The organism is Microbacterium sp. SY138, from assembly GCF_039729145.1.
GTDB lineage: Bacteria > Actinomycetota > Actinomycetes > Actinomycetales > Microbacteriaceae > Microbacterium > Microbacterium maritypicum_A.
This window is the reverse complement of sequence record NZ_CP155793.1, coordinates 3,781,650-3,805,663: the sequence shown is the minus strand read 5'-3', so window position 1 is coordinate 3,805,663 and position 24,014 is coordinate 3,781,650. Positions and strand designations below refer to the sequence as shown.

At 68.6% G+C, this 24,014-nt stretch carries 24 protein-coding genes; 15 read left to right on the top strand and 9 right to left on the bottom strand.

Annotated features, from left to right (window positions below):
- Positions 1–132: 132 nt before the first annotated feature.
- Together ABDC25_RS18360 and ABDC25_RS18355 are read right to left on the bottom strand one after the other, a co-directional pair.
- Complete coding sequence (locus ABDC25_RS18360; RefSeq protein WP_347124055.1) at positions 133–1,632, bottom strand: hypothetical protein; 1,500 nt, start codon at positions 1,630–1,632, stop codon at positions 133–135.
- Between the two features lie 101 nt (positions 1,633–1,733).
- Positions 1,734–2,723 (bottom strand): hypothetical protein, encoded by a 990-nt coding sequence (locus tag ABDC25_RS18355; protein WP_347124053.1) that lies wholly within the window; start codon positions 2,721–2,723, stop codon positions 1,734–1,736.
- Between the two features lie 561 nt (positions 2,724–3,284).
- On the opposite strand from ABDC25_RS18355, the gene dnaB reads away from it, so the two are divergent.
- Both dnaB and ABDC25_RS18345 read left to right on the top strand, forming a co-directional pair.
- On the top strand, positions 3,285–4,628 hold the full coding sequence (gene dnaB, locus ABDC25_RS18350; RefSeq protein ID WP_046398921.1) for a replicative DNA helicase: 1,344 nt from the start codon (positions 3,285–3,287) through the stop codon (positions 4,626–4,628).
- Between the two features lie 492 nt (positions 4,629–5,120).
- Complete coding sequence (locus ABDC25_RS18345; RefSeq protein WP_021199430.1) at positions 5,121–5,564, top strand: VanZ family protein; 444 nt, start codon at positions 5,121–5,123, stop codon at positions 5,562–5,564.
- A gap of 21 nt (positions 5,565–5,585) precedes the next feature.
- Here the strand turns inward: ABDC25_RS18345 and ABDC25_RS18340 are convergent, their stop codons facing one another.
- The 3 genes from ABDC25_RS18340 to ABDC25_RS18330 all read right to left on the bottom strand — a co-directional run bounded on the left by ABDC25_RS18340 (position 5,586) and on the right by ABDC25_RS18330 (position 7,949).
- The gene (locus ABDC25_RS18340) at positions 5,586–6,176 is read right to left on the bottom strand and encodes a DUF2165 domain-containing protein (RefSeq protein WP_167255065.1); all 591 of its coding nucleotides are present in this window, start codon (positions 6,174–6,176) and stop codon (positions 5,586–5,588) included.
- A gap of 43 nt (positions 6,177–6,219) precedes the next feature.
- Positions 6,220–7,416 (bottom strand): MFS transporter, encoded by a 1,197-nt coding sequence (locus tag ABDC25_RS18335; protein ID WP_029268004.1) that lies wholly within the window; start codon positions 7,414–7,416, stop codon positions 6,220–6,222.
- A gap of 83 nt (positions 7,417–7,499) precedes the next feature.
- Complete coding sequence (locus ABDC25_RS18330) at positions 7,500–7,949, bottom strand: Chromate resistance protein ChrB (protein ID WP_347124050.1); 450 nt, start codon at positions 7,947–7,949, stop codon at positions 7,500–7,502.
- A gap of 93 nt (positions 7,950–8,042) precedes the next feature.
- On the opposite strand from ABDC25_RS18330, the gene ABDC25_RS18325 reads away from it, so the two are divergent.
- Complete coding sequence (locus ABDC25_RS18325; RefSeq protein ID WP_167255071.1) at positions 8,043–8,657, top strand: class I SAM-dependent methyltransferase; 615 nt, start codon at positions 8,043–8,045, stop codon at positions 8,655–8,657.
- Between the two features lie 27 nt (positions 8,658–8,684).
- On the opposite strand, the gene ABDC25_RS18320 is transcribed toward ABDC25_RS18325, so the two are convergent.
- Positions 8,685–9,821 (bottom strand): epoxide hydrolase, encoded by a 1,137-nt coding sequence (locus ABDC25_RS18320; RefSeq protein ID WP_347124047.1) that lies wholly within the window; start codon positions 9,819–9,821, stop codon positions 8,685–8,687.
- A 61-nt stretch (positions 9,822–9,882) separates the two neighbouring features.
- On the opposite strand from ABDC25_RS18320, the gene ABDC25_RS18315 reads away from it, so the two are divergent.
- Positions 9,883–10,593 (top strand): WYL domain-containing protein, encoded by a 711-nt coding sequence (locus ABDC25_RS18315; RefSeq protein WP_031207137.1) that lies wholly within the window; start codon positions 9,883–9,885, stop codon positions 10,591–10,593.
- A gap of 3 nt (positions 10,594–10,596) precedes the next feature.
- Here the strand turns inward: ABDC25_RS18315 and uxaC are convergent, their stop codons facing one another.
- Together uxaC and ABDC25_RS18305 are read right to left on the bottom strand one after the other, a co-directional pair.
- The gene (gene uxaC / locus ABDC25_RS18310; RefSeq protein ID WP_347124045.1) at positions 10,597–12,015 is read right to left on the bottom strand and encodes a glucuronate isomerase; all 1,419 of its coding nucleotides are present in this window, start codon (positions 12,013–12,015) and stop codon (positions 10,597–10,599) included.
- Positions 12,012–13,058, bottom strand: coding sequence for a LacI family DNA-binding transcriptional regulator (locus ABDC25_RS18305; protein WP_021199438.1), 1,047 nt, complete (start codon positions 13,056–13,058; stop codon positions 12,012–12,014). Before ABDC25_RS18305 ends, uxaC begins: the two co-directional genes overlap by 4 nt.
- A gap of 116 nt (positions 13,059–13,174) precedes the next feature.
- On the opposite strand from ABDC25_RS18305, the gene ABDC25_RS18300 reads away from it, so the two are divergent.
- The 9 genes from ABDC25_RS18300 to ABDC25_RS18260 are packed head-to-tail and all read left to right on the top strand — an operon-like array spanning position 13,175 to position 22,140.
- Positions 13,175–14,533, top strand: coding sequence for an extracellular solute-binding protein (locus ABDC25_RS18300; protein WP_021199439.1), 1,359 nt, complete (start codon positions 13,175–13,177; stop codon positions 14,531–14,533).
- Positions 14,534–14,551: 18 nt separating this feature from the next.
- Positions 14,552–15,481 carry a sugar ABC transporter permease gene (locus ABDC25_RS18295; protein WP_347124042.1) on the top strand — a complete coding sequence of 310 codons (930 nt, stop codon included), beginning with the start codon at positions 14,552–14,554 and terminating at the stop codon, positions 15,479–15,481.
- A complete protein-coding gene (locus ABDC25_RS18290) occupies positions 15,478–16,389 on the top strand; it encodes a carbohydrate ABC transporter permease (RefSeq protein ID WP_021199441.1) in 912 nt (303 codons plus the stop codon). Before ABDC25_RS18295 ends, ABDC25_RS18290 begins: the two co-directional genes overlap by 4 nt.
- Positions 16,386–17,219: a TIM barrel protein gene (locus ABDC25_RS18285; protein ID WP_021199442.1), complete on the top strand. Its 834-nt coding sequence runs from the start codon at positions 16,386–16,388 to the stop codon at positions 17,217–17,219. Before ABDC25_RS18290 ends, ABDC25_RS18285 begins: the two co-directional genes overlap by 4 nt.
- Positions 17,216–18,334 (top strand): Gfo/Idh/MocA family oxidoreductase, encoded by a 1,119-nt coding sequence (locus ABDC25_RS18280; protein WP_021199443.1) that lies wholly within the window; start codon positions 17,216–17,218, stop codon positions 18,332–18,334. Before ABDC25_RS18285 ends, ABDC25_RS18280 begins: the two co-directional genes overlap by 4 nt.
- Positions 18,331–19,191: a sugar phosphate isomerase/epimerase family protein gene (locus ABDC25_RS18275; protein WP_021199444.1), complete on the top strand. Its 861-nt coding sequence runs from the start codon at positions 18,331–18,333 to the stop codon at positions 19,189–19,191. Before ABDC25_RS18280 ends, ABDC25_RS18275 begins: the two co-directional genes overlap by 4 nt.
- Positions 19,161–20,414, top strand: coding sequence for a mannitol dehydrogenase family protein (locus ABDC25_RS18270; protein WP_347124038.1), 1,254 nt, complete (start codon positions 19,161–19,163; stop codon positions 20,412–20,414). The genes ABDC25_RS18275 and ABDC25_RS18270 overlap by 31 nt, the downstream gene beginning before the upstream one ends.
- On the top strand, positions 20,411–21,649 hold the full coding sequence (gene manD, locus ABDC25_RS18265; RefSeq protein ID WP_167255080.1) for a D-mannonate dehydratase ManD: 1,239 nt from the start codon (positions 20,411–20,413) through the stop codon (positions 21,647–21,649). The genes ABDC25_RS18270 and manD overlap by 4 nt, the downstream gene beginning before the upstream one ends.
- Complete coding sequence (locus ABDC25_RS18260) at positions 21,646–22,140, top strand: gluconokinase (RefSeq protein WP_347124036.1); 495 nt, start codon at positions 21,646–21,648, stop codon at positions 22,138–22,140. Before manD ends, ABDC25_RS18260 begins: the two co-directional genes overlap by 4 nt.
- Before the next feature lie 11 nt (positions 22,141–22,151).
- Here the strand turns inward: ABDC25_RS18260 and ABDC25_RS18255 are convergent, their stop codons facing one another.
- Entirely contained in the window at positions 22,152–22,607 is a 456-nt protein-coding gene (locus ABDC25_RS18255; RefSeq protein WP_021199448.1) for an Lrp/AsnC family transcriptional regulator, read from the bottom strand.
- Positions 22,608–22,705: 98 nt separating this feature from the next.
- On the opposite strand from ABDC25_RS18255, the gene ABDC25_RS18250 reads away from it, so the two are divergent.
- Complete coding sequence (locus tag ABDC25_RS18250; protein WP_347124034.1) at positions 22,706–23,329, top strand: LysE family translocator; 624 nt, start codon at positions 22,706–22,708, stop codon at positions 23,327–23,329.
- A 117-nt stretch (positions 23,330–23,446) separates the two neighbouring features.
- Entirely contained in the window at positions 23,447–23,908 is a 462-nt protein-coding gene (locus ABDC25_RS18245) for a hypothetical protein (RefSeq protein ID WP_031207144.1), read from the top strand.
- Positions 23,909–24,014: the final 106 nt, after the last annotated feature.

Sequence of the window (24,014 nt, the reverse complement as noted above, 5' to 3'; positions counted from 1 at the left end):
CCATTCTGCGCCGGCGTCGAACGACGGTGTGAGCTGGGGGCTACGAATCCGTCGACGTGTGGGGTGGACGCAGCGGCGCACCGGCGGTGCGGGTCTCCTCCCCCGAGGACGGCCGCACCACCGGCGTCCTCACTACGCCGTCACGAGACGACGTCGCAGGAGTCCGGCGCTTCCGAGGAGGAGCAGGACGGCGGCGATTGCGAGCAGTCCGACCGGCGACGGAGCGCCGGTCATCGCGAGCCCTGACGCCTGACCGGTCGTCGCCGCGCCCGAGGCGAAGGCGGCTCCGGCCGTCGAGACCGGAGTCGTTCCGGGCGTCGTTCCCGGGTTGGTTCCGGGGTCGGTACCGGGATCCGTTCCGGGGTCGGTACCGGGATCGGTGCCGGGGTCGGTTCCCGTGCCGGGGTCGGTCACCGTCGCCTCGCCGATCACGGAGATGGCGTTTCCGCCCAGCGTGATCGGAAGGCTGATCGGCAGCGCCAGTTGGGTGCCGCCGAGGATGCCGTCGGTTCCGGTGGTGGTGTTGCCTCCGGTGGTGGGGGCGGTTCCTCCGGTGCTGCTGCCGGTGCCGGTGCGGGTGACGGTGGCGTCGTCGAGGACGGAGATCGCGTTGCCGGTCACGCCGATGGGGGCCGTGACGGGTGCCGTGATCTGGGTGCCGCCGAGGACGCTGTCGGTTCCGGTGGTGGTGTTGCCTCCGGTGGCGGGGGCTGCCGGTGCGGTGGTGTTTCCACCGGTGCCGGTGCCGGTGCGGGTGACGGTGGCGTCGTCGAGGACGGAGATCGCGTTCCCCGACACCGTGACCGGTGCCGTGACGGGCGCCGTCGCCTGCGTGCCGCCGAGGACCGCGTCGTCACCCGACGTTCCCGCCGACGTGGCGGGAGCGGGGGGAGCGGTCGAGCCGGCGGTGCCGGTTCCCGTGGAGCTCGTGTCACCGAGCAACGAGATCGCGTTCCCCGACACCGTCACCGGTGCCGTGATGGGCGCGATGACCTGTGTGCCGCTGCCGATGCCGTCGTCACCGGATGTGGTCGCACCCACGGGAGCGGAGGAGGCCGGTGCCGCGGCCCCCTGCGCGTTCGGAGTGGTGCTCTCGGTGTCGCCGACCAGCGACACGGCGTTGCCCGTGACGGTGACCGGTGCGTTGACCGCGAGCAGCGCCTGCGTGCCCGAGAGCACACCGTCCAGACCGTTCGTGGTCACGAGAGGCGCTTCGGCCTGGGGAGCCGGGCTCGGGGAAGTGGCAGCCGGGGCGCTGGTCGTCGATGTGTCGAGCACGCTCACCGCGTTGTTCGACACGGTGACGGGAAGGTTCACGGTCACCGCGGCCTGAGTGCCGGATGCCGTGCCCGAGTCGCCGCTCGTCTGTGCGGGTGCGGGTGCGGGTGCGGGTGCCGGGGCAGGCGCGGGCGCCGGAGCCGGGGCAGGCGCGGTGGACACGGCGTCGCTCAGCACCGAGATCGCGTTGTTCACGACCGAGATCGGTGCGGTGATCGCTGTCTCCACCTGTGTGCCGGAGAGCAGTCCGTCGTCTCCGGTCGTCTCAGCCGCGTTCGCGGCCGTCGCGCCGAGGAGCGTGATGCCCCCGGCGATGAGCGTGCCCCAGAGGGCCCGCTTGATGAAAGTACGCATGATCGTTCTCCTGACTGGATGGATCGTCTGATGGGTGCGCGCGATCACATGCGCGCGCAGCACGGCATCTGTCGTTCCCGGGGGAACGACGTGACGATCCGTCAGTCAGGAGAGACGTCGGTGTCGGCGACCGTCGACGAGGGAAGCTCGTCGTCGGAGGCGCCGGATGTCCGCTCGCCAGCACGGAGCGGAGAAGAGTTCGCGTCGCTGAGGCGCGCGGGGGATGCGCCGCTCCCGCCGCCGGAACCGGCGGAGGAGGACGCGGGGACTGTGGTGCCTGGCGGGCTCCCCGACGGGGGAGCAGTGGGCACAGAAGTGGCGTCGTCGGTGGTGGCGCCGATCGCGGTGGTGAGCGCGCCAGACGGCGGGGACACGGTCGACGGCACAGCTGTCGACGAGACCGCCGGCGTCGCTGCGGAGCTCTCCGTCGCGGGGGCGGCCGTCGGGGGGACCGGGGCCTCGGCGACGTTCGCGGGACCTTCGCCGGATCCAGGCGTCGTCGTCGACGGGTTGAGCGCTTCGAGCACGGGCGGAACCGTCTCGTTCGTGACGTTCCCGAGAAGAGCAGTGGTGTCATCGACGACGCCGACGACGTCACCCACCGCGGAGATCAGACCGAGGTCGGAGACGAGTCCGCCGACCACGGGGATGCGGGAGACCGCGTCGAGAATCGGATCGGTGATCTGAGAGACCGGTGCGTCGGTCAGGGCATCGGTGACAGGGGTGACGACCGCGGTCGCGGTCTCGGTCACGGTGTTCACGACGGGTGTGACCGCCGGACCGACGACCGGAGCATTCACGATCGGCTCGGTCACGGTGGCGACCACGGCGGGGACGGCCTGCTGCACGGGCGCGACCACCTGTGTCACCACGGGGGCGACCACCTGCGTGACGACCGGGGTCACGGGGGCCGTGACGGCCGACACCGTGTCGCTGACGAGCGAGGTGAGTCCGTCGAGCGGGCCGTCCTGTTCGTCCGCGTGCGCGGATCCGCCCGCGAGGAGAACCGTGAGCGTCGCCCAGGCGAGCACGCCGATGCCACCCCAGAAGACGGCGGCAGGTATGCCGCGTCGGGTGGCCCGAACGTCCACGTCGACCTCCCCCTCCGAAGGCAACGTACGTCGACGCCGTTGCGTCGATTGGGGCTGACGATACTCGCGCACGGACGTCGTGTCTAGAGGGTTCTCCGCGCGTTTCCGGGGATGTCCGGGTGTGACGCGCCCGGAGAAATCTCGGCTTGACTTTCCCCAAGTTCTACACATCCCATCCCCGCGGAGGGCAACCTTCAATGCCCGATTTAAACTGATTTCCATCCACAGGCTGGGGAAACAATAAACGCCAGTTCAAGTGGAATAAAAAAGTTTCGTATCCCGGTCCTCCACGGGGTTATCCACACCCGTTGTGCACAGACACTCCGAGTTTGTTCGCACGCTCTCCACAGAGTTATCCACAGGCCGTCTTGCATGTGGAAACAGTCGCTCGTAGCGTGGGCGAGCGACCGAATGTCGGAGGCAGCTGTTTTGCTGTTCAGAGCGGTGTGAGGGCCGAAGGCCGCACGGGCCCCGCCGTCGAAGCGTCTCATCAGAACATCGCATCGGAAACGTCGCATCGAAGGGAAGACTGTGTCGATCGCTGACATCTCAGAGGAGCGCATGGGCGCGAAGCGCGCGCCGGAGCGCACGCCTCCCCACGACCTTCTCGCCGAGCAGAGTGCGCTGGGCGGAATGCTCCTGTCGAAGGATGCGGTCGCCGATGTGATCGAGACGCTCAAGGGTGCCGACTTCTACATCCCGAAGCACGAGCTCATCTTCGAGGCCATCCTCTCGCTGTACTCGCACGGTGAGCCCACCGATGTCGTCGCCGTCACAGACGAGCTCATCAAGACAGGCGAGCTCGGCCGCGCCGGCGGTGCCGACTACCTGCACACGCTGACGTCGATCGTCCCCACGGCGGCCAACGCCGGCTACTACGCGGGCATCGTCTCCGAGCGCGCGATCCTGCGCCGGCTCGTCGATGCGGGCACGCGCATCGTGCAGCTCGGGTACGCCGGTGAGGGCGATGCGACCGACATCGTCAACAACGCGCAGGCCGAGATCTACTCGATCACCGGATCCGAGACCGCCGAGGACTACGTCCCGCTGCAGATCGCCGTCGACGCCGCGCTCGAGGAGATCGAGGCCGCCAGCGGCCGCGACGGATCGATGACCGGAGTGCCGACCGGCTTCAAAGAGCTCGACGAACTGACGAACGGCCTCCACGGCGGGCAGATGATCGTCGTCGCCGCTCGACCCGCCATGGGTAAGTCCACGCTCGCGCTCGACTTCGCGCGCGCCGCATCCATCGGCCACAACCTCCCCTCCGTCTTCTTCTCCCTCGAGATGGGCAAGAGCGAGATCGCCATGCGTTTGCTCAGCGCCGAGGGTGCGATCCCGCTGCAGAACATGCGAAAGGGAAACCTCGACCCGCGCGACTGGACCACCGTCGCCGCGACCCGAGGGCGCATCAACGACGCCCCGCTCTACATCGACGACAGCCCGAACATGACGCTCGTCGAGATCCGCGCGAAGTGCCGTCGACTGAAGCAGCGCGAAGGACTGCGCATGGTCATCATCGACTACCTGCAGCTGATGACCTCGGGCAAGCGCGTCGAGTCGCGTCAGCAGGAGGTCTCGGAGTTCTCCCGAAGCCTCAAGCTCATCGCCAAGGAGTTGCAGGTTCCGGTCATCGCCCTCTCGCAACTGAACCGTGGTCCCGAGCAGCGCACCGACAAGAAGCCCGCGATCAGCGACCTGCGAGAGTCGGGCTCGATCGAGCAGGACGCCGACATGGTCATCCTGCTGCACCGCGACTCGGTGTACGACAAAGACGTGCGTCCGGGCGAAGCCGACCTGATCGTGGCCAAGCACCGTAACGGTCCGACCGCCACGATCACCGTCGCGTTCCAGGGGCACTACTCGCGCTTCATGGACATGGCCCCCGGCGGCGACTTCAACTGAGCGTCGGCTCCGTCGCTCACAGCGGGTGGGAGCGAGGGGAGTGAAGTCGATGGGATCCGGTTCGCGGTCGCCTCGACGAAGCCATTCGATCGCTTCATAGAGGTCGTCACCTATGCGCGTCAGTGAGTTGAAGCGAGACGTGTGGAAGATCGGCAGTTCGCCGTCGTCGTCTCGGGCACCGGTGTCCCAGGCGAGGTAGTCGCCGTTCTCGCTCATCGCGAAGACGACGAGGCGCTCTGCGATGCTCCAGGAGCCGTCGGGTTCGATCTTCCAGTCGTACCCTTCGGCCCGCCCTTCCCGGAAGTCACGGTGCAGCGCCCCGGTCAGGTATCAGCCCCGACCCACCACGCCGTCGCCGAATCCGGAGGGGACCAGCGTGTAGATGAGCCAGAGCCCGACGGTCAGATTCCATCGCGGTTCGCTCTCCACCCCCGAATGCTACCGACCGAAACGCATACGCTCACGCAACATCGGATGCGGTGAGGTGGGCGTATGGCTCACTCCGCTCACTCTCGCCCGTCGTCCGGCCCGCGGTTCCTCGTCGCGGGCCTCGCGGCTCTGGCGGTCGTCGCCGTCACGCTGACGCCGCGCCGGTTCGCGAGCCCTGCTCGTGCGCTCTTCATGGACCTCGCCCATGTCTTCGCGGCGCCTCTGGTCGAGCCGATGACCTTCATCGAGGTGGAGAGCACCCTCAACGCACTGCTCTTCGTCCCTCTCGGAGCCGCGGTGGCGCTTGCGCTCAGCCGGCGGCTCTGGATGCTCGCGCCCGTGCTCGTCTTCTGTGCGTCGTTCGCGATCGAGAGTGTCCAGGCCGCGATCCCTGGGCGTGTCCCTGACGTGCAGGACATCGTGTGGAACACGATCGGCGGGATCATCGGCGCCGTCGCGGTGGGAATCGTGCGAGGGCTCTGGGCCCTGGGGCGACGGCGTTCGTGAGGACGCCGTGGGCCCACGCGCCTATCGGGCGGCGTTGCGCCGAGGCGGAGCGTCATCCCATCGGGGTGACGGGAGGTGCAGCAGCACCAGACCGATGCCGGCGATCACGGAGTTGCGGAAGGCGGGGTCGAGCCCGTTCCACGACGTGGAGCGCCACATCTGGAACCACTCGCCGCCGATGGAGATGAATCCGCCCACGAAGAGCAGGATGATCATCACGAGTCCGATCGACGACCACACGCGGGCGGCGTGGAAGCCGTGGCCGAGGAATCCGCGCACGAAGAACACGACCGCGACGATCAGGACGATCGCGCTCAGCGACTCCCAGATGATCACGCCGATGTACGCGATGTTCCACAGCACGGGATTGTCGATCGCCCGCCACATCACGTCAGGGTCGAGACCTTTTCCGGCATCCTGACCGAAGTTCGTGGTGTCCATCGCCAGCACATGCTGCACGAAGTCGAAGTTCGTGCCGTAGTCGGTGATGTTGCCGAGGGCGACGAGGAAGATGTAGAGCCCGTTCACGAGGACGAGCGCGGCTGCGGCGAAGGGCAGCGAGCCGAGAAGGTGCCAACGAGGTGAGCGCAGCGGTGCGTCGGTCGTAGTCATGACCAGACAGTATCGGTCGGCTGTCCTCGCGTCGAGGATGGCCTCAGTCGCGCGGTCGACGGGGATCCCGGGTCGTTTCCGGGAAGCGTGGGAGCATCCGCGTCGACACTCCGGCCGCCGCGACGACGAGTGCGAGCGCGGCGAGTCCGATCGGCAGTGTCGCAGCGACCGCGATGCCGCCGACGAGCACGGGCCCGCCGGCATCCCCGAGTTCGCGCCCGAGCTCCGCCGTGCCCATCGTGCGGCCCATACGCTCGTGCGGTGTGGTGTCGGCGAGGTGTGCGAACGCGAATGGTGTGGCGAAGCCGATCCCGATTCCGAGAAGTCCCGCGGCGACGTAGAGCCCGGGCAGTGCGGGGACGAGTGCGGCCGTCATGGTGCCGGTGGTGATGGTCGCAAGGCCCAGCGCCATCCCCGCTCGATCGCTCATATGGGCGCTGTCGCGCAGTCTTCCGGCCCAGGGTTGAGTGAGCGTCGAACTCAGTGCCAGGACGGACGCGAGCGCGATGCTCGCGAGCAATGGCGCGTCCTGGCCGCTCGCCATGGCGGGGAGGAAGCCGATCGATGCGCCGAGTGCCCCTGTGGAGGCTGCCAGGGCCAGGGTAGGCACGAGGAACCCCCGCTCGGTCGTCTGGCGGACGAGGTCTGCGACGGTGTAACGCGGGCGCGGGAGGGGATCGAGGCGGGGGAGGGTGACCGCCACCCAGAACGCGGTCAGGATCGCGACGGCGCTCAGAATGGTGAAGAGGAGCGCGAAGCCACCCGTGAAGATCAGTGCGGCGCCGATGAGTGGACCCAGCGTGTAGCCGAGTCCCTTCCAGGAACCGTATCTGCCGAAGTATCGCCCCTTCGCGCCCGGGGCTGCGAGCCGTGCGACCGTTGCAGAAGAGGCCGGCGAGAATGCCGACGCCGCCGCGCCCTGCCCGAGCCGCGCGACGGCGAGGGCGATGGTGTTCGACGACCACAGCCCCACGAGCGACACGATCCCGAAGGCGAGGAGCCCGAAGACGATCACGGGTTTGGCGCCGATGCGGTCGGCCAGCGAACCGAAAACCGGCTTGAGGAACACCTCGGCGAGGTCGTAGACAGCCAGGAGCGCGCCCATCCGCAGGAGGTCGAGACCAATGTCCTGCCCCGTCGCCCCGATGCCGGCCGCGATGCTGTGGGCGCCGAACGCAGTGACGAACCCCGCGGCGTAGAGCGGGGCGATCGTCCGCGCGGCGACCGCCGGCTCGCTCACGCGTGAACGGCCTGGTAGACGAGGTCCGTGAACCGCGCGAGCTCGGCGACACATGTGGCGAGTTCACGGTCGGCCTCCTTGGATCAAGGGGATCCGAACACGTCGCGGCTGCGAATGGTGCGATGCCACCGCTGCAGGCGATCGAGGCTCTGCTCCTCCTCTTCGAGCTCGGCAAGAGTGAACTTCTTCTTGTCGATCTCGCGCGCGATCTCGGCCTCGTACTTCTTGCAGTCGGCGATGAACTCCGTCCAGTCATCGGCCCGCGCAGCATCGAAGAGTTCTCGAAGCGCGGCGGTGTCGCCCCCGTCTGCCTGGGTGCGGAGTACGAGGATGGTGCCGTCGCCGCGCTGAGCGAGGGCGCGGGCGCGCTCGACTCCCGCGACGCACGCCGGAACCTCCGGGACCACCCAGGTTCCCTGCCCCGCAGGGACCGCTCCGAACTGGCGCAGCTCTCGCCAGACCGCGACACGGTGCCTCGAGGGAGTTGCGGGCACCTGGACCAGGAGCACGAGCCAACGATCGAGATTCGTCACAGTGAGAATGTAACAGTCGTTACATCCCTTCGGTGAAGAGTTGCCGGATACCGTGGAGGGAAGCGATCGCGAGCAGACAGGGAGGGGCGAGCCTTGGCGAATGACTCCGGGAGCGACGTGCGCATCCGAGACGGCTATGCCGCGCGTGCCACCGAGTACACGGAGCTGTTCGGGGACATCGGGCAGATGGATGACATCGACCGGGAGCGCATCGGACGCTGGGCGGATGGCATCGACGGGCGCATTCTCGATGTCGGCTGCGGACCCGGGCACTGGACCGCCTTCCTCGTCGATCGAGGCGCTGACGCCGAGGGCATCGACCTCGTGCCGGAATTCGTCGACGATGCCTCCGCACGGTTCCCGCAGGTGCCGTATCGGGTGGCGTCACTGACCGACGCCGACGTCCCGGCGGGCTCACTCGGTGGCGTGCTCGCCTGGTACTCGCTGATCCATGCGGCTCCGGATGAGTTGCCGTCCCTGCTCGCGGCCGCTCGGCGCGCGATCCGCGAGGGCGGTCACCTGCTGATCGGGTTCTTCGACGGGAAGGACGGCGAACCTTTCCCGCACGCGGTCACCACGGCGCACTACTGGTCGGTGGACGGGATGTCGGCGCTGCTCGAATGCGCGGGGTTCTCCGTGCTCGACAGCGATGCGCGGGTACAGGACGAACGGCGCCCGCACGCGTCGATCAGCGCCGTCGCGTTCTGATCGCAGCGTGCGGACGTGCGGTGTCGATCAGGCGAGACTGCGGAAGAACTTCCGGATGTCCTCGGCGAGAAGCTCCGGCTCCTCCATCGCCGGGAAGTGCCCGCCCTCGGTGAACTCGCTCCAATGGCCGATGGCGCCGGTCGGATCCATCGTGCGCCGAATGAGCGGATGCGCGTCGAAGACAGCCCAGCCGGCCGGTACCCCTGCCGGCACGGCGAAGTCGAGCTCGGCGTGCTCGGACTCGTAGAAGAACTGAGCGATTGAAGCGCCACTGTGGGTGAACCAGTACAGGCTGACATTCGTCAGGAGCTGGTCGCGATCGACGTCCGGTGCCCGGTGGCCGCTGTCGATCCTGCGGGCGAACTTCTCGACGATCCACGCGAGCTGACCGACGGGCGAGTCCGTGAGCGCCGGTCCGATCGTGTCCGGTCGATGGTTGTGCATGCCGATGTAGCCGCGCTCTGCCGCACTCGCGACGTGTGCGGCCTCGAGCTGGGCGAGCTCTTCCTCTGACAGGCCATCGGGGGCGGGGAACATGTTGCCGACCAGCCCGAGCCATACGCGGTCGCTGCCGAAGTGGGTGCCGATGACGCGGTCGGGGTGGATCCCTGCAAGTCGTCCGGTGATGCCCGTGCCGACGTCGGTGCCGTGGGTCGCGAACCGGTCGTAGCCGAAGCGTGTCATGATCTCGGCGTAGGCTTCCGCCGTCCGTGCGAGGTCCCACCCGGTACCGGACAGCGGGTTCGAGAAGCCCAGGCCGGGCAACGACGGGATGACCACGTGGAACTCGTCGGTCAGCAACGGGATCAGTCGTAGGTACTCGACGAACGACGCCGGCCAACTGTCGCTGAGGAGCAGCGGCGTGGCTTGCGGGTTCGTCGACCGCGCGTGGAGCACGTGGAACGTCTGGCCTTCGATGACCGTGGTGAACTGCTCGTGCATGTTGAGGGTCGCCTCCTGCGCCCGCCAGTCGAAGCCGTCGCGCCAGTACTCGGCGAGCTCCTTCAGATACGGAAGCGGGGTGCCCCGACGGAAGTCGGCGCGATCGTCTCGACCGGGCACGGCAAGCGGCCACCGTGTACGGGTCAGGCGATCGTGAAGGTCGTCGACGGTGTCCTGCGGGATGTCGATGCGGAAAGGGGTGAGAGAGGTGTTCTGGGTCATGCTGTTCACGCTCTCAGGCAATGCGGAAGACCAGCTTCCGCATTTGCTGAGAGGATCAGACATGCTCGAGACCTCGGCCCGTCTGCTGGAACTGCTGTCGTTGCTTCAGCTCAGACGGGACTGGACGAGTTCCGCACTCGCCGACCGACTGGGTGTGAGCACGAGGACCGTGCGCGCCGACATCGGCAAGCTCCGCTCGCTCGGCTATCCCGTGGACGCGCGACCCGGAGTCGCCGGCGGGTACCGGCTGGCCGCGGGGGCGGCGATGCCTCCACTGCTGCTCGACGATGACGAAGCCGTCGCCGTCGCGGTCGGGCTGGGGGCGGCGGCAACCTGGCGGCTCGGCGTCGAAGAGACCTCGCTCACCGCCCTCGCCAAGCTGGAGCAGGTGATGCCCGCCCGCCTCCGCCGCCGTGTCGACGCGATCCGGAAGGCGACCAGCGTGGTTCCCGGAGCCGAACCCCCACTCGATCTCGCAGCACTCAGCACGGTCGCCGCGGCGATCCGCGGTCATGAACGGCTCCGCTTCGGCTACACGAAGCCGGGTGGCAGCGAAGAGCCGCGACACACCGAACCACAGCGGCTGGTGAGCTGGGGGCCGGTCTGGTACCTGCTCGCCTGGGACCTGGATCGAGACGACTGGCGCATCTTCCGCGTCGATCGCATGGTGCCGCGCGGGCCTACCGGGGCACGCTTCCGTCCCCGCGCGATCCCGGAGGGCGATGTCGTCGAGTACGTCGTGCGTCGTGTCACGGAGACCTCCACTTCGTGAGGCTCAGGCGGGAGCACTGGGCAGTCGGAAGGTCGTCCGCGGGATGTCGTCGACGAAGCGGTGCGCCAGCGCGAAGGCCTGCTCCTCGGTGAGGCGGTGCTCTGCGACGAGAGTGGACAGGTAGCCCGCATCGAGCCGCCGGGACATGTCATGGCGCGCGGGAATGGAGCAGAAGGCCCGGGTGTCGTCGACGAACCCGCTGGTCTTCGTGAAACCGGCGCTGTCCGTCACCGACCTCCGGTAGCGGGAGATGGCGTCGGGGGTGTCGAGGAACCACCACGGTGCACCGGCGTACACAGAGGGGTAGAAGCCGGCGAGCGGTCCGATCTCCCGGCTGAACGCGGTCTCGTCGACCGTGAACAGCACCATCCGGAACGTCTCGTCGGTGCCGAAGTCGTTGAGGATCGGGGTGAGCGGCCGCGTGAATGAGGCGACATCCGGCAGGTCGTGTCCGCTGTCCGGGCCGAACTGCGCGAGCGTGTCGCGGTGGTGGTTGCGGATCACGCCGGGGTGCAGCTGCATGACCAGTCCGTCCTCAGACGACATCTCGGCCAGTCGGTACAGCATGTTGCGGCGGTATGCCGTCGCGGCTTCCGCGGTGACGTCCCCCCGGAGCCCGGCGGCGTGGATGCGCTCTGCGTCGGCACTCGTCAGCGGCTGCGAGCCGGCGTCGAGCACACCGGTGTCGGTGGCCGTGCCGCCCGCCGCCCGGAATGCGGTCCGTCGGAGGCGCAGGGCGTCGAGCAGCCCGGCGTAGCTCGCGGCATCGGTGCCGGCAGCTTCCGACAGCTCCGAGAGTGCAGCCGACCATCCCTCAGCCGACGGATCCATGTAGCGGTCGGCGCGGAACGTCGGAAGCACGTGCCCGCGGAAGGACGGATCGTCGCGCAGTCGTGCATGCGCGGCGAGGTCGTCGGCGGGGTCGTCGGTCGTCGCGAGCACCTCGATGCGGAAGCGCTCGAACAGCGCCCGTGGGTGGAATGCGGGGATTCGCAGTTGCGCGTCGATGTGTGCGTACAGCTCATCGGCATTGCCCGCGCTCGGCTGCTCGGTCACCCCGAACACCTCGGACAGCGACGACTCGAACCAGTAGCGCACCGGCGTTCCGAGGAAGACGTCCCAGTTCGCGCAGAACGCCCGCCACACCTCCTGCGGATCGGCGGGTGCGGCTCCGCGACCCAGCGCGCCGAGGGGCACACCGACGGCGTGGAGCAGGCGCAGCACATAGTGGTCGGGAGTGATCAACAGCGTCGCAGGATCGGAGAACGGTTCGTCGTCCGCGAGCAGCGCGGCGTCGACGTGCCCGTGCGGCGACAGGATCGGTGCCGCAGCGACCGCGTCGTACAGCCGGCGGGCGAGCTCGCGCACGCCGGGATCGGCGGGGAGGAGTCGGTCGGCGTGCGGGCTGAGCGCAGTGTTCATGAGTCTCCTCCAGGGGTGCGGCGGGGTGCGGAGCCGGTCGACTCCCGCACGGTCAGGTGGGTGGGCAGTGCGGCGATGTGCCGTCGGTTGAGCGCGCCCGCTCCGATGCGCTCGCTCTGCAGGCGGTCGAGCAGCATCGACACGGACAGGCGTGCGGCCTGCTCGATCGGAGCGGTGAGGGTCGTGAGTGGCGGGTTGCAGAAGTCGGCGCCGAAGATGTCGTCGCAGCCGACGATGCTCATGTCCTCCGGAACGCGCACGCCGCGTTCCTTGAGCCGGATCAGCATGCCGATCGCGAGGAGGTCGTTGAAAGCCACGCAGGCGGTCGCACCGGTGTTCAGCGCGGCATCCGCCGCCGCCGCTCCCGCCTTCGTGCGGGGCTGGTACGGCCCCACCTTCGTGTGCTCGATCCCGAGGCGCTCGCACGCGGCCGCCACGGCCCGCCAGCGGAGATTGCTCGCCCAGCTGGTCGGGGGACCGGCCACGTAGCAGATGCGTCGATGCCCCAGGGAGGCGAGGTGCTCGACGGCCTGGTCGAAGCCGAGCGGCGTGTCGATGAACACCGACGGCACTCCGGGCACGGCACGGTTCAGGGCCACGAGGGGGAGCTCGGTGCTGAGCTCGGCCAGCCGCTCGTCGGACAGGCGGGACGCGGTCAGGATCGCGCCGTCGTAGGAGCTGCGCAGTTCTTCGAGGGTGCTCTCCTCCATCTCGGGCGACTCCTCGGTGTGCACCAGGATCTGCGAGTAGCCCGCCACCCGCAGGGCCTGCTGGGTACCGCGGATGATCCCGAAGTAGAACGGGTTCGTGACGTCGGAGACCAGCACGGCGACCATGCGGGTCGACGGCGTCGATGCCGTGCCGGAGGCGGCGGTGGGCGTGTAGCCGAGGTCCTTCGCGACGCGGATGATGCGGTCGCGGGTGCCGGGGTTGCCACGGCCGGGGACGGCGAGGGCGCGCGACGCCGTGGAGATCGCGACGCCGGCGGCATCGGCCACATCGGCGAGCGTCGGCCGGTGCGAAGGCGGTGTGGGGGACGACATGGGGCAACAGAATCACAAGATGGCAATTACTGGCAATGAATTGCTAACAATTGCCACGCTTGCCTACCTTGGCGAAGACGCAGTCACGTCCACTCACTGTCTCGAAGGAGAGTTCAATGAAGTCTCGACCCCTGATCGCCCTCGGGGCGATGGCCGCAGCAGCGATCGCGTTGACCGCATGCTCGGGATCCACCGCCGGCACGGACGACGGCGACGCCGGTGGCACCGTCGACGGGACCGGCCAGACGCTCACGGTGATGATGGCCGCGAACGGTCTCTACCCCGAGCAGCAGAAGGAGTGGTTCGGGAAGGTCTCCGATGCCTTCGAGGAGAAGACCGGAGCGAAGGTCGAGTTCGAGACCTTCGCGAGCGCCAACGACGAGCTGACGAAGATCCAGACTTCTGTGCTCTCCGGACAGGGCCCCGACGTCTACGGACTCGGCACCACGTTCACCCCGACCGCGTACGCGACGGGCGCCTTCGTGAAACTCACCGAGGCCGACTGGGACAAGGTGGGAGGCCGCGACCGCTTCGTACCGTCCACCCTCGGTATCTCCGGCCCCAGCGAGGACGACGAGATCGCCGTCCCGTTCGTGAGTCGCCCGTTCGTGATGGCCTACAACACCGAGCTGCTCGCCGCTGCCGGCATCGACGAACCGCCCACGACGTGGGACGAGCTGACGGCCGCCGCCGAGAAGATCGAATCCGGAGACGTGCACGGTCTCGCGATCGGATACGCCGACAGCTTCGACCCCTGGAAGTTCGTCTGGGGCATGAGCGTGCAGGCGGGCAATCCGCTGATCGATGTCGAGGCCAAGAAGGCGGAGATCGACGATCCCGCCGTGGCCGCCGCCTACGACACCTACTTCGGCTGGTACCAGGACGGACTCGTCGACCCGGCAGCCATCGGCTGGAAGAACGCCCAGGCCGTCGCCGCCTTCGCCGAGGGCAAGGCCGCCTTCCTTCCGATGACCTCGGCGAATTCGAAGCCCACGTTCGCGGGTTCCCCCGTCGCCGACTCCTACGCCTACGCCCTCCTCCCGACCATCCCGCCGGGGGAGACCGAACTCCCCAAGGGCGGCGAGGAAGCGGCCAGCATCCTCTCGGGAGACAACCTCGTGGTCGCCCAGTACTCGCCGAACCAGGACCTCGCGTTCGCGTTCATCGAGATGCTCACCAGCACCGAGTCGCAGCTCGACTACTTCGACACGTTCGGCGAGCTGCCGACGGGGGTGGAGGCGGCCGCACAGGTCGAGAAGGACAACCCCGATCTGAGCGCCAACGTGCAGGCGGCCTCGCAGTCGGTCGCCACTCCGTTCACGGGCGCCTGGGGTGACACGCAGCTCGCGCTGACCAACGTCGTCGTGCAGTCGCTGCCCGCGTTGCAGGGGGGAACGCTCAGCCAGAGCGACATCGCCGCGGCGATCGCCGAGGCCCAGGCGAGTTCGCAGTCCGCGCTGGACAAGTCCAAGTAGCGACGCGAGGACGCGCACATGGCGATCGCGACCGATACGCGTCGGAAACGCACCGACGACACGCCGCCGAGCGAGCGGCCCCGCCCGCTGTGGATGCTGCTCCCCGGCGGGGTGCTGATGACGCTGCTGATCCTGGTGCCGCTGCTGCTGGCCTTCTGGATCTCGATGCTCGATCTCGACCAGTACACGATCAGGCAGTGGCTGCAGGCGCCGTTCGTCGGCCTGGGAAACTTCGTCGAGGCGTTCTCCACTTCTCCGCTGGTGCGGGGGATCTGGCTGAGCGTCAGCTACGCACTGATCGTGTCGGTCGCGGCGATCCCCCTCGGCGTCACGGCGGCGCTGGCCACGCAGAACGCCTTCCGCGGCCGTGGGCTGGTGCGCTCGGTGTACTTGATCCCATACATCCTCCCCGCGTTCGTCGTGGCGACCGTCTTCCGGGCGATGTTCCAGCCCGAGGGCGTCGTGGACGGGGCCTTCGGCGTCTTCGGCGTCGATCCGGGGCTGTGGTTGAACGGACCGCAGAGCTATTGGACCCTGGTGATCACGCAGCTCTGGGTGAGCTGGCCGTTCGTGTATCTGCTGACCCTCGCCGGTCTCCAGGCGGTGGATGCGGAGGTGCACGAGGCGGCGGCGCTCGACGGCGCCGGCTGGGGGATCAAGCTGCGCAAGGTGATCCTGCCGTACCTGCGCGGATCGATCCTGCTGGCCTTCATCCTCACGTTCCTGCACAGCATCAACGCCTTCACGATGCCGTTCGTGCTCTTCGGGATCCCGGCCCCCGTCGATGTCGAGGTCCTGCCGGTCCTCACCTACGTCACGGCGTTCCAGAGCTTCCGGTTCGGGCTCTCCGCGGCGATGGCGGTCGCCTCTCTCGCGATCGTCGCGATCCCCCTGTTCGTCTACCTGCGCGCTGTGCGCCTCGACACCGGAGAGGACGCGAAGCGATGAGCGTCACCACCACGATCGCGCAGGTCAACCCGCGCCGGAGCCGCCCGGGCGGTCACAGCCAGGTCGACCGCCTGCTGCCGCGTCCGCTTCTCGTCGCCGCGAACGTCGTCCTGTGTCTGCTGGTCTTCGGGCCGGTCTCGTACATGCTGTTCGCCTCGATCAACGCCGATGTCGCGGTCGCCGGCGGCGCGTACTGGCCGACCGAGCTGCGTCTCGACAACTACATCAAGGTCTGGCGCAGTGTCGATCTCGCCGGAGGTCTGGCCAACAGCCTGCTGATCTGCGGGGCGGTCGCGGTCGTCTGCGCGGCCGTGGCCGTGTCGATGGCCTGGGTGCTGGTGCGGTTCACCTTCATCGGACGCGTCACGATCCTTCGGGGTCTGCTCGGCCTGCAGTCGGTTCCGGGAACCCTCATGCTGCTGCCGGTGTTCGTGATGTTCTCGACGCTGTCGTCGGTGCTGCGCATCCCCACCATCGGCACGCACTGGTCGGTGTTCGTCACCTACCTCACCTTCGCGCTGCCGTTCTCGACCTGGGTGATGGTGACGTACATCCGCGGGCTGCCGCGCGAGCTCGAAGAAGCCGCCCGCATCGACGGCGCCTCCAACTTCCGCGTCCTCACCCGCATCGTGCTGCCGCTGAGCTGGCCCGGGATCGTGGTCTCCGCGATCTTCGCTTTCCTGCAGGGGTGGAACGACGTGCTGTTCGCCTCGGTCATGACCAACCGCGACAGCCGGACCGCCGCGGTGGCCCTGCAGATCTTCGGCGCGACGCAGGAGACGGGGGCGGTGCCGCTGTACGGACAGATGATGGCGGCCTCGCTCATCTGCGCCATCCCCGTCGTCGTGTTGTACCTCGTGTTCCAGCGTTATCTCGTAGGCGGTCTCACCGCAGGAGGAGTGAAATGACCCCGTGGAAGCTCTCAGGATTCGGTGACGAGATCGATCCCGATCCGGCCGTGCAGATCGCCGTGCTCCAGGCGCTCGGCGCGCGGCACATCGAGGTGCGCAGCGCGTGGGGGGTGAACATCGTCGATCTCGATGAGTCTCAGCTGACGCAGCTCGCGGCCGTCGTGCGCGAACGCGGCATGTCGGTCTCGGCGGTCGCCTCGCCGATCGGCAAGGTCGACGTGTCCCTACCGGTGGAGCACGAGGTCGGTCGACTGCAGCGGGCGATCCGTGCCGCCGACGTCCTGGAGACCCCGTATATCCGCATCTTCTCGTTCTTCCGCGACGAGAACCTTTCGGCCGAAGACATCCGCGACGACGTGCTCGTGCGCATGGCGGCGCTGGCGCGCACCGCCGAGGCGGCCGGGGTCACCCTCGTGCACGAGAACGAGAAGGACATCTACGGCGACATCCCCGCACGCGTGCTCGACGTGATCGAGTCGGTCGGTTCGGACCGGCTGCGCATCGCCTGGGACAACGCCAACTTCGTGCAGGTCGGCGTCCGTCCGTTCACCGACGGCTACGCGATGCTGCGACCGCACCTCGAGTATCTGCAGCTGAAGGATGCGCTCGCAGCGACCGGCGAGGTGGTCCCGGTGGGCGAGGGCGACGGCGAGCTGCGCGAGACCCTCACCGCCCTGCGCGACGACGGCTATGCGGGGTTCGCCTCGCTCGAACCGCACCTCGCCGACGTGAACGCCCTCGGCGGGTTCTCCGGCCCCGAGGCCTTCGGCCGCGCCGGTCGGGCCCTGCGCACCCTCACGGACGAGATCGGAGTGACCCTCTCATGACCGACGCAATCCTCGACGTCGCGATCGTCGGATGCGGCATCATCGGCGTCAATCATGCCCGAGCGATCGCGAGCACTCCCGGCCTGCGCATCGTCGCCGTCGTCGACGAGGTGCCGGCGGCGACCGCACGGCTGGCCGACCTCGTCGTCGACGAGCTGGGCGGCGCGCGACCGTCGGCCCACGCCGAGATCGAGTCGATCCCCGCCGATGTCGATATGGTCGTGATCTGCACCCCGAGCGGCTCCCATGTCGAGCTCGCCGAACGGGCGGTCGCCCGCGGGATGCACGTCGTGCTGGAGAAACCCCTCGACGTGTCGATGGAGCGCGGCCGCCGATTAGCGGAGATCGCCAGGGACGCGGAGACGCGCGGCATCCGGATCTCGGTGATCAGCCAGCACCGCTTCGACCCCGGTGCCGTGGCCGTCGCCGACGCCGCCCACTCCGGACGCCTGGGACGGATCACGAGCGCGGTGGCCTCGGTGCCCTGGTGGCGCTCTCAGGAGTACTACGACTCGGGCGCCTGGCGAGGCACCTGGGAGCTCGACGGCGGAGGCGCCGTCATGAACCAGGGCGTGCACACCGTCGATCTGCTGCTGTGGTTCCTCGGCATGCCGGTCGAGGTGTTCGCCCACACCGCGCTGCTCGCACACGAGCGGGTCGAGGTCGAAGACGTCGCCGTGGTCACGGTGCGCTTCGAATCGGGGGCGCTCGCCGTGCTGCACGCCACGACCGCGGCCTTCCCCGAGCAGCCGGTGCGGCTGGCCGTGCACGGTGCGCAGGGGACCGGCATCATCGAGAACGACCAGCTCGCCCGGCTGTGGATCGACGGCGAGCCGACCGACCGCAGCGCCGACTGGGTGCCGGAGGGGCATCGACTCGGCGACGACCGCAACCCGCAGGCATTCGCCGAGGGCCACGCCCGTCAGTACGCCGACATCGTCGAGAGCATCCGCGACGGGCGGGCTTCCCGCGTCGGGGTGCCCGAGGCGCTGCGGGCGCTCGCCGTCGTGCGCGGCATCTACGTCTCGGCGACCACCGGCTCGCCGGTGCGCATCGCCGACCTGATCGACGGCACCGTCGACGACACGAACGTGCGGACAGGAGGCATCGCATGAAGTTCTCCGTGTTCACCGCGGCGACCCCCGACTGGGAGCCCGCGGAAGCGGCCCGCCGCATCGCCGCGATCGGCTACGACGGCATCGAGTGGCGCATCACCGACCAGGACGAGGCGGATCCGCCCGGGTTCTGGGCCGGGAACCGTGCGACCTGGCCGCTCACCGGGCTCGAGGGGGCGGTCGCCGAGATCGCCCGCATCACCCGCGAGGCCGGGCTGGAGTTCAGCGGCATCGGCGGCTATGCGCTCGCGCCGGACCGGGACGACGTGCTGCGGACGCTCCGGGCGACCGCAGACCTCGGTGCGCGTCAGGTGCGAGTGCGCATCCCCTTCAACGACGCCGAGGACTATCGCTCGGTGTTCGCGCAGACCAGGGACGACCTGGCGTGGGCCGCGGAACAGGCGGGGACACTCGGCGTGAAGGTGCTGGTCGAGCTGCACCACCAGACGATCTCGTCGTCGGCGTCGGCCGCCCTCCGGCTGGTCGACGGCATCGATCCGCGCACCATCGGCGTGATCCACGACCTCGGCAATCTCGTGATCGAAGGTCAGGAGGATACTCGTGCCGGGCTCCAGCTTCTGGGCGAGTACCTCGCTCACGTGCACGTGAAGAACGCGGTCTGGCAGCGCACCGGGCAGACCGGGCTCGATGGAGATGTGCGCTGGGAGTCGGTGTGGGCGCCGCTGCGCGAGGGCATCGCCAGTGTGCCGGACTACTTCCGTGCTCTCGCCGAGGTCGGGTACGACGGCTGGGTTACGCTGGAGGACTTCTCGACGGATGCTCCGCTGGAAGAGCGACTGGTCGACGACCTCGCCTTCCTCCGCGCGTGCGCCGGTGCCGCGGGCATCGGATCGTGACCGGGCCGGCGCGCACGCAGCATCCCCCGGTCCGTGCCGCTCATCTGGGGATGGGCGCCTTTCACCGCGCCCATCAGGCCTGGTACACCCAGCAGGCGAACGACCGCGCAGGCGCGGACGACGGCTGGGGCATCGCCGCTTTCACCGGACGCACCCCCGAGGCCGCGGAACTGCTGTCACGGAACGACGGCGTCTATACCGTGCTGGAGCGTTCGGCCGAGGGGGATCGGGCGACGACCGTGCAGTCGATCGTGCGCGCGGTCCCCGGATCGGATGAGGCGTCCTGGCTCGCCGTGCTCGCCGATCCGCAGGTCGCCGTGCTGACCGTCACCGTCACCGAGGCGGGGTACTCCGCCGGTTCCGCGGTGCCCGGACGTATCGCCGACGGCCTCGTCGCTCGGGCGGACACCGACGCAGGACCCATCGCGGTCGTGAGCTGCGACAACCTGCCGCGGAACGGACGGGTGCTGCGCGACGCGGTGCTCAAGGCCGCCGGCACCGAGGCTGCGCGCATCTCGGACACCGCGTCGTTCGTCGACACCGTGGTCGACCGGATCACCCCGGCGGTCACGGCAGTCGACATCGATGCCGTGCGGAAGCTCACCGGCCTCGACGATCCGTCCACCGTCGTGACCGAGCCGTTCACGGAGTGGATCCTCGCCGGAGAGTTCCCCGGCGGCGCACCGGACTGGGCGCAGGGCGGTGGACGATTCGTGGCCGACGTGGGTCCGTACGAATCGCGAAAGCTCTACCTGCTCAACGCCGGCCACAGCTTCCTCGCGGCCGCCGGTCGTCTGCGGGGATACGAGACGATCGCCGAGGCGTTCGACGACCGCGACCTCCGTGGCGACACCGAAGCGCTCTGGGCCGCCCAGCGGACCGCGGTCGATCTGCCTGCCGCAGAGCTCGACGGATGGCTCGACGACCTGCGCGTCCGCTTCGCGAACCCGCGCATCGCCCATCGACTCGACCAGATCCGCCGCGACAGCCCGATCAAGGTGGCGCTACGGCTCGTGGCTCCCGTGCGCCGACGGCGTGAAGACGGACTCGCCGTCGACGAAGCACAGGTGCACGCCCTGGAGACCTGGATCCGCTCGCTCCTCGAACTCGACCCGACCGACACCGCGACGGCCGCCGTCGCGCGCACCATCGGCGCCGTGCCCGAGAGCGACCGCACGCGCACCGTCATCGACCACCTCACTCCCGAAGGGACCCTCGCATGAGCATCGTCAAGGCTGAGGTCATCGTCACCAGCCCGGACCGGAACTTCGTCACCCTCAAGCTCACGACCGCCGACGGCGTCTCGGGCCTCGGCGACGCGACCCTCAACGGGCGTGAGCTCGCCGTCGTCGCGTACCTCACCGAACACGTCGTCCCGCTGCTGATCGGCGCCGACGAAGACCGCATCGAGGACACCTGGCAGTTCCTCTATCGGAGCGCGTACTGGCGGCGAGGCCCCGTCACGATGGCCGCCGTCGCCGCGGTCGACATGGCACTCTGGGACATCAAGGGCAAGAAGGCGGGGATGCCGGTCTACCAGTTGCTGGGCGGGGCATCGCGTTCCGGCCTGCTCGCCTACGGTCATGCCTCGGGAAAAGAGCTGCCCGAACTCTTCGACTCCGTGCGCGCGCACCTCGACCAGGGGTATCGGGCGATCCGTATCCAGACGGGTGTTCCCGGGCTCAAGGCCATCTACGGCATCGCCTCGCAGGCTGCAGACACCGGTGGTGGGGAAGCCCGCTACGACCACGAGCCGGCCCGGCGGGGTGCGAAGCCGGTCGAGGAGGATTGGGACACCCGCGCCTATCTGAACCACCTGCCGGGCGTCTTCGAGGCGGTGCGCAACGAGTTCGGCCCCGACATCCCCCTGCTGCACGACGGCCACCACCGGATGACGCCCATCCAGGCGGCGAAGCTCGGCAAGGCACTCGAACCGTACGACCTCTTCTGGCTCGAGGACTGCACCCCCGCCGAGAACCAGGAGGCGCTGCGGCTCGTGCGTCAGCACACGACGACACCCCTCGCGATCGGCGAGATCTTCAACACCGTCTGGGACTTCAAGGACATCATCCGCGATCAGCTCATCGACTACGTGCGCGGCGCCGTGACGCACATGGGCGGCATCAGCCCGCTGAAGAAGACGCTCGACTACGCGGCGATGTATCAGATCAAGTCCGGCATGCACGGGCCCACCGACATCTCGCCGGTCGGCATGGCGGCGGCGATGCACCTCGGCCTCGCCATCCACAACTTCGGCATCCAGGAGTACATGCAGCACGGCTCGCGCACCGACAGGGTGTTCCAGCAGTCCTTCACCTGGCGCGAAGGCCTGCTGCACCCGGGCGACAAGCCGGGCCTGGGCGTCGAGCTCGACGTCGACGAGGCGGGAAAGTACCCGTATGAGCGGGCCTATCTGCCGTACAACCGTCTGGCGGATGGAACGGTGCACGACTGGTGACCAGCGAGTCTCGGCCGATCGTCGTCATGGGGGTGTCCGGGGTGGGCAAGACTACGGTGGGTCGGGAACTCGCGCGCCGGATGGGTGTCGCGTTCATCGATGCGGATGATCTGCACGGGCCGGAGAACATCGCGAAGATGGCAGCCGGTGCTCCGCTCGACGACGACGACCGATGGCCGTGGCTCGACCGGGTGGGGGCGGCGCTCGCCGCAGATCCGGTGGTCGTCGTCGCCTGCTCGGCCCTGAAGCGCAGCTACCGTGACCGGCTGCGCGCCTCGGCCCCGACCGTCTTCTTCGTGCACCTCGACGCGCCCCGAGAACGGGTGGTCGCGCAGACCACCGCGCGCCGGGACCACTTCATGCCGCCGGCGCTGCTGGCGTCGCAGCTGCAGACGCTGGAGCCCCTCGGGCCGGACGAGCAGGGGATCGCGGTGACCGTGGATGCTGCGCCCGAAGAGCTCGTGGCACGCATCTGCCAGGCCCCCGTCTGACCGCACCCGCCTCAGGGGATCGGCACCGCCCGGTCCGCTCCGAGGCGCTTCATGACCATGGTCGAGGTGAGCCGCTGCACGCCCGGCAGGGCCCCGAGGGTGTTGTCGTAGAGCTCCTGGTAGGCGCTCATGTCGCGGGTGAGGATGCGCAGCATGTAGTCGGGGTCGCCGAACAGGCGCTGGGCCTCGACCACCGCGGGGATCGCCACGACGGCCTCCTCGAACGCCACGATCGTGTCCTTGTCGGTGCGTCCGATCGTCACGAACACGATGGCCTCGAACGTGAGGCCGACGGCTGCGGGCGCGACGACCGCGCGGTATCGCTCGATCGCTCCGGACTGCTCCAGTTCCTTGAGTCGGCGATGGCACGCGGACAGGCTCAACCCGACCTGGGAGGCGAGGTGCGTCGCACTCATTCGTCCGTCATCCTGCAGCAGGGAGAGGATCTCCCGGTCAAGTGCGTCCATGGTGACAATTCTTGCAGGTGAAGGGCGCGATCACCCGAAGAATCGGAGCACCTTTCGCGTGATCCTTCGTAGTCTCTTCCTCGGATTGAGGAGGACCGATGGATATCGCTCTGGTCATGCAGTTCTGGGTGGTCGCCGTGATGCTGGCGCTGACCCCCGGAGCGGACTGGGCGTATGCGATCTCCGCCGGCCTGCGCGCCCGCTCGATCGCGCCTTCCATCCTCGGGATGATCGCCGGGTACACCGTCGTGATCGTCGCCGTCGCGCTCGGTCTCGGAGCGCTGGTCACCGCGTATCCGGTAACCCTCACGACCCTGACCGTGATCGGCGCGTTCTATCTGATCTTCCTCGGTGCGACGACGCTGGCCACACGCCCTGCGGCGATCGCGGAGAGCGGCGAACCGGTCGCCACCGGGGGGTGGGGGCAGTTCCTGCGGGGATCCGGTGTGAGCGGGATCAACCCGAAGGGGCTCCTGCTGCTGCTCGCCCTGTTGCCGCAGTTCACGAGCCCGCACGGCTGGCCGTCGACGACACAGATGCTCGCCCTCGGCGGCTTGCACCTGTTCAACATCGCGATCGTCTACACGACAGTGGGGCTGCTCGCCCGTCGTCTCCTGCGCACCCGGCCGCGTGCGAGCTCTGTGGTCACCCGGATCGCGGGCATCGCCATGACCGTCATCGGCGTCGGCATCCTCGCGGAGCAGGTGATCGAGTGGCTGTGAGCGCGTACGTGTCTCTCCCGTCGATGCCGTCTTTTCTCCGGTCGATATCGTCTGCGACCTCGACCTGCCGCAGTAGCGTCGGAGGGAGGGCGGCGATCGGCGGGAGAAGAGGGCTTCATGACTTCCAATGGACGGACGAACGCGGCTCTGCAATTGCTGCTGCCGGCGTTCCTGCTCGGGGCGATCATCGCGATCTCCTTCCTCGAAGCCCCGTTGAAGTTCCTCGCGCCCGGCGTCACGATCCCGATCGGTCTCGGCATCGGTCGACTCGTCTTCACCGCGCTGAACGTGCTCGCGGGTGTCGTCCTGGTCGTGCTCACAGCCGTGAGTGCCCGGGCGAAGGCCGGACGCACGACCCTGGTGATCCTCGGTGTGATCTGGCTGGTGTTCCTTCTCGAGATCGCCGTCATCCGCCCGGTGCTCAACCGGCGCAGCGATCTGGTGATCGCCGGGGCCGAGGCGCCGGGCACGAATTGGGCGCACTATGCGTACATCGCCGCCGACGTGGCGATCATCGGGCTCCTCATCGCATTGGTCGTCGTCACCGTGCGGCGGGTCCTGCCGTCGGAAGCGCGATAGTCGACCGCTCCGCACCTCTTCCGAAAGCCCACGCATTCCGATCTATCGGCATACAGATTCCCTGAACGCGGCCACCTCCATCACGGCAGTGAAATGTTGAATGTTG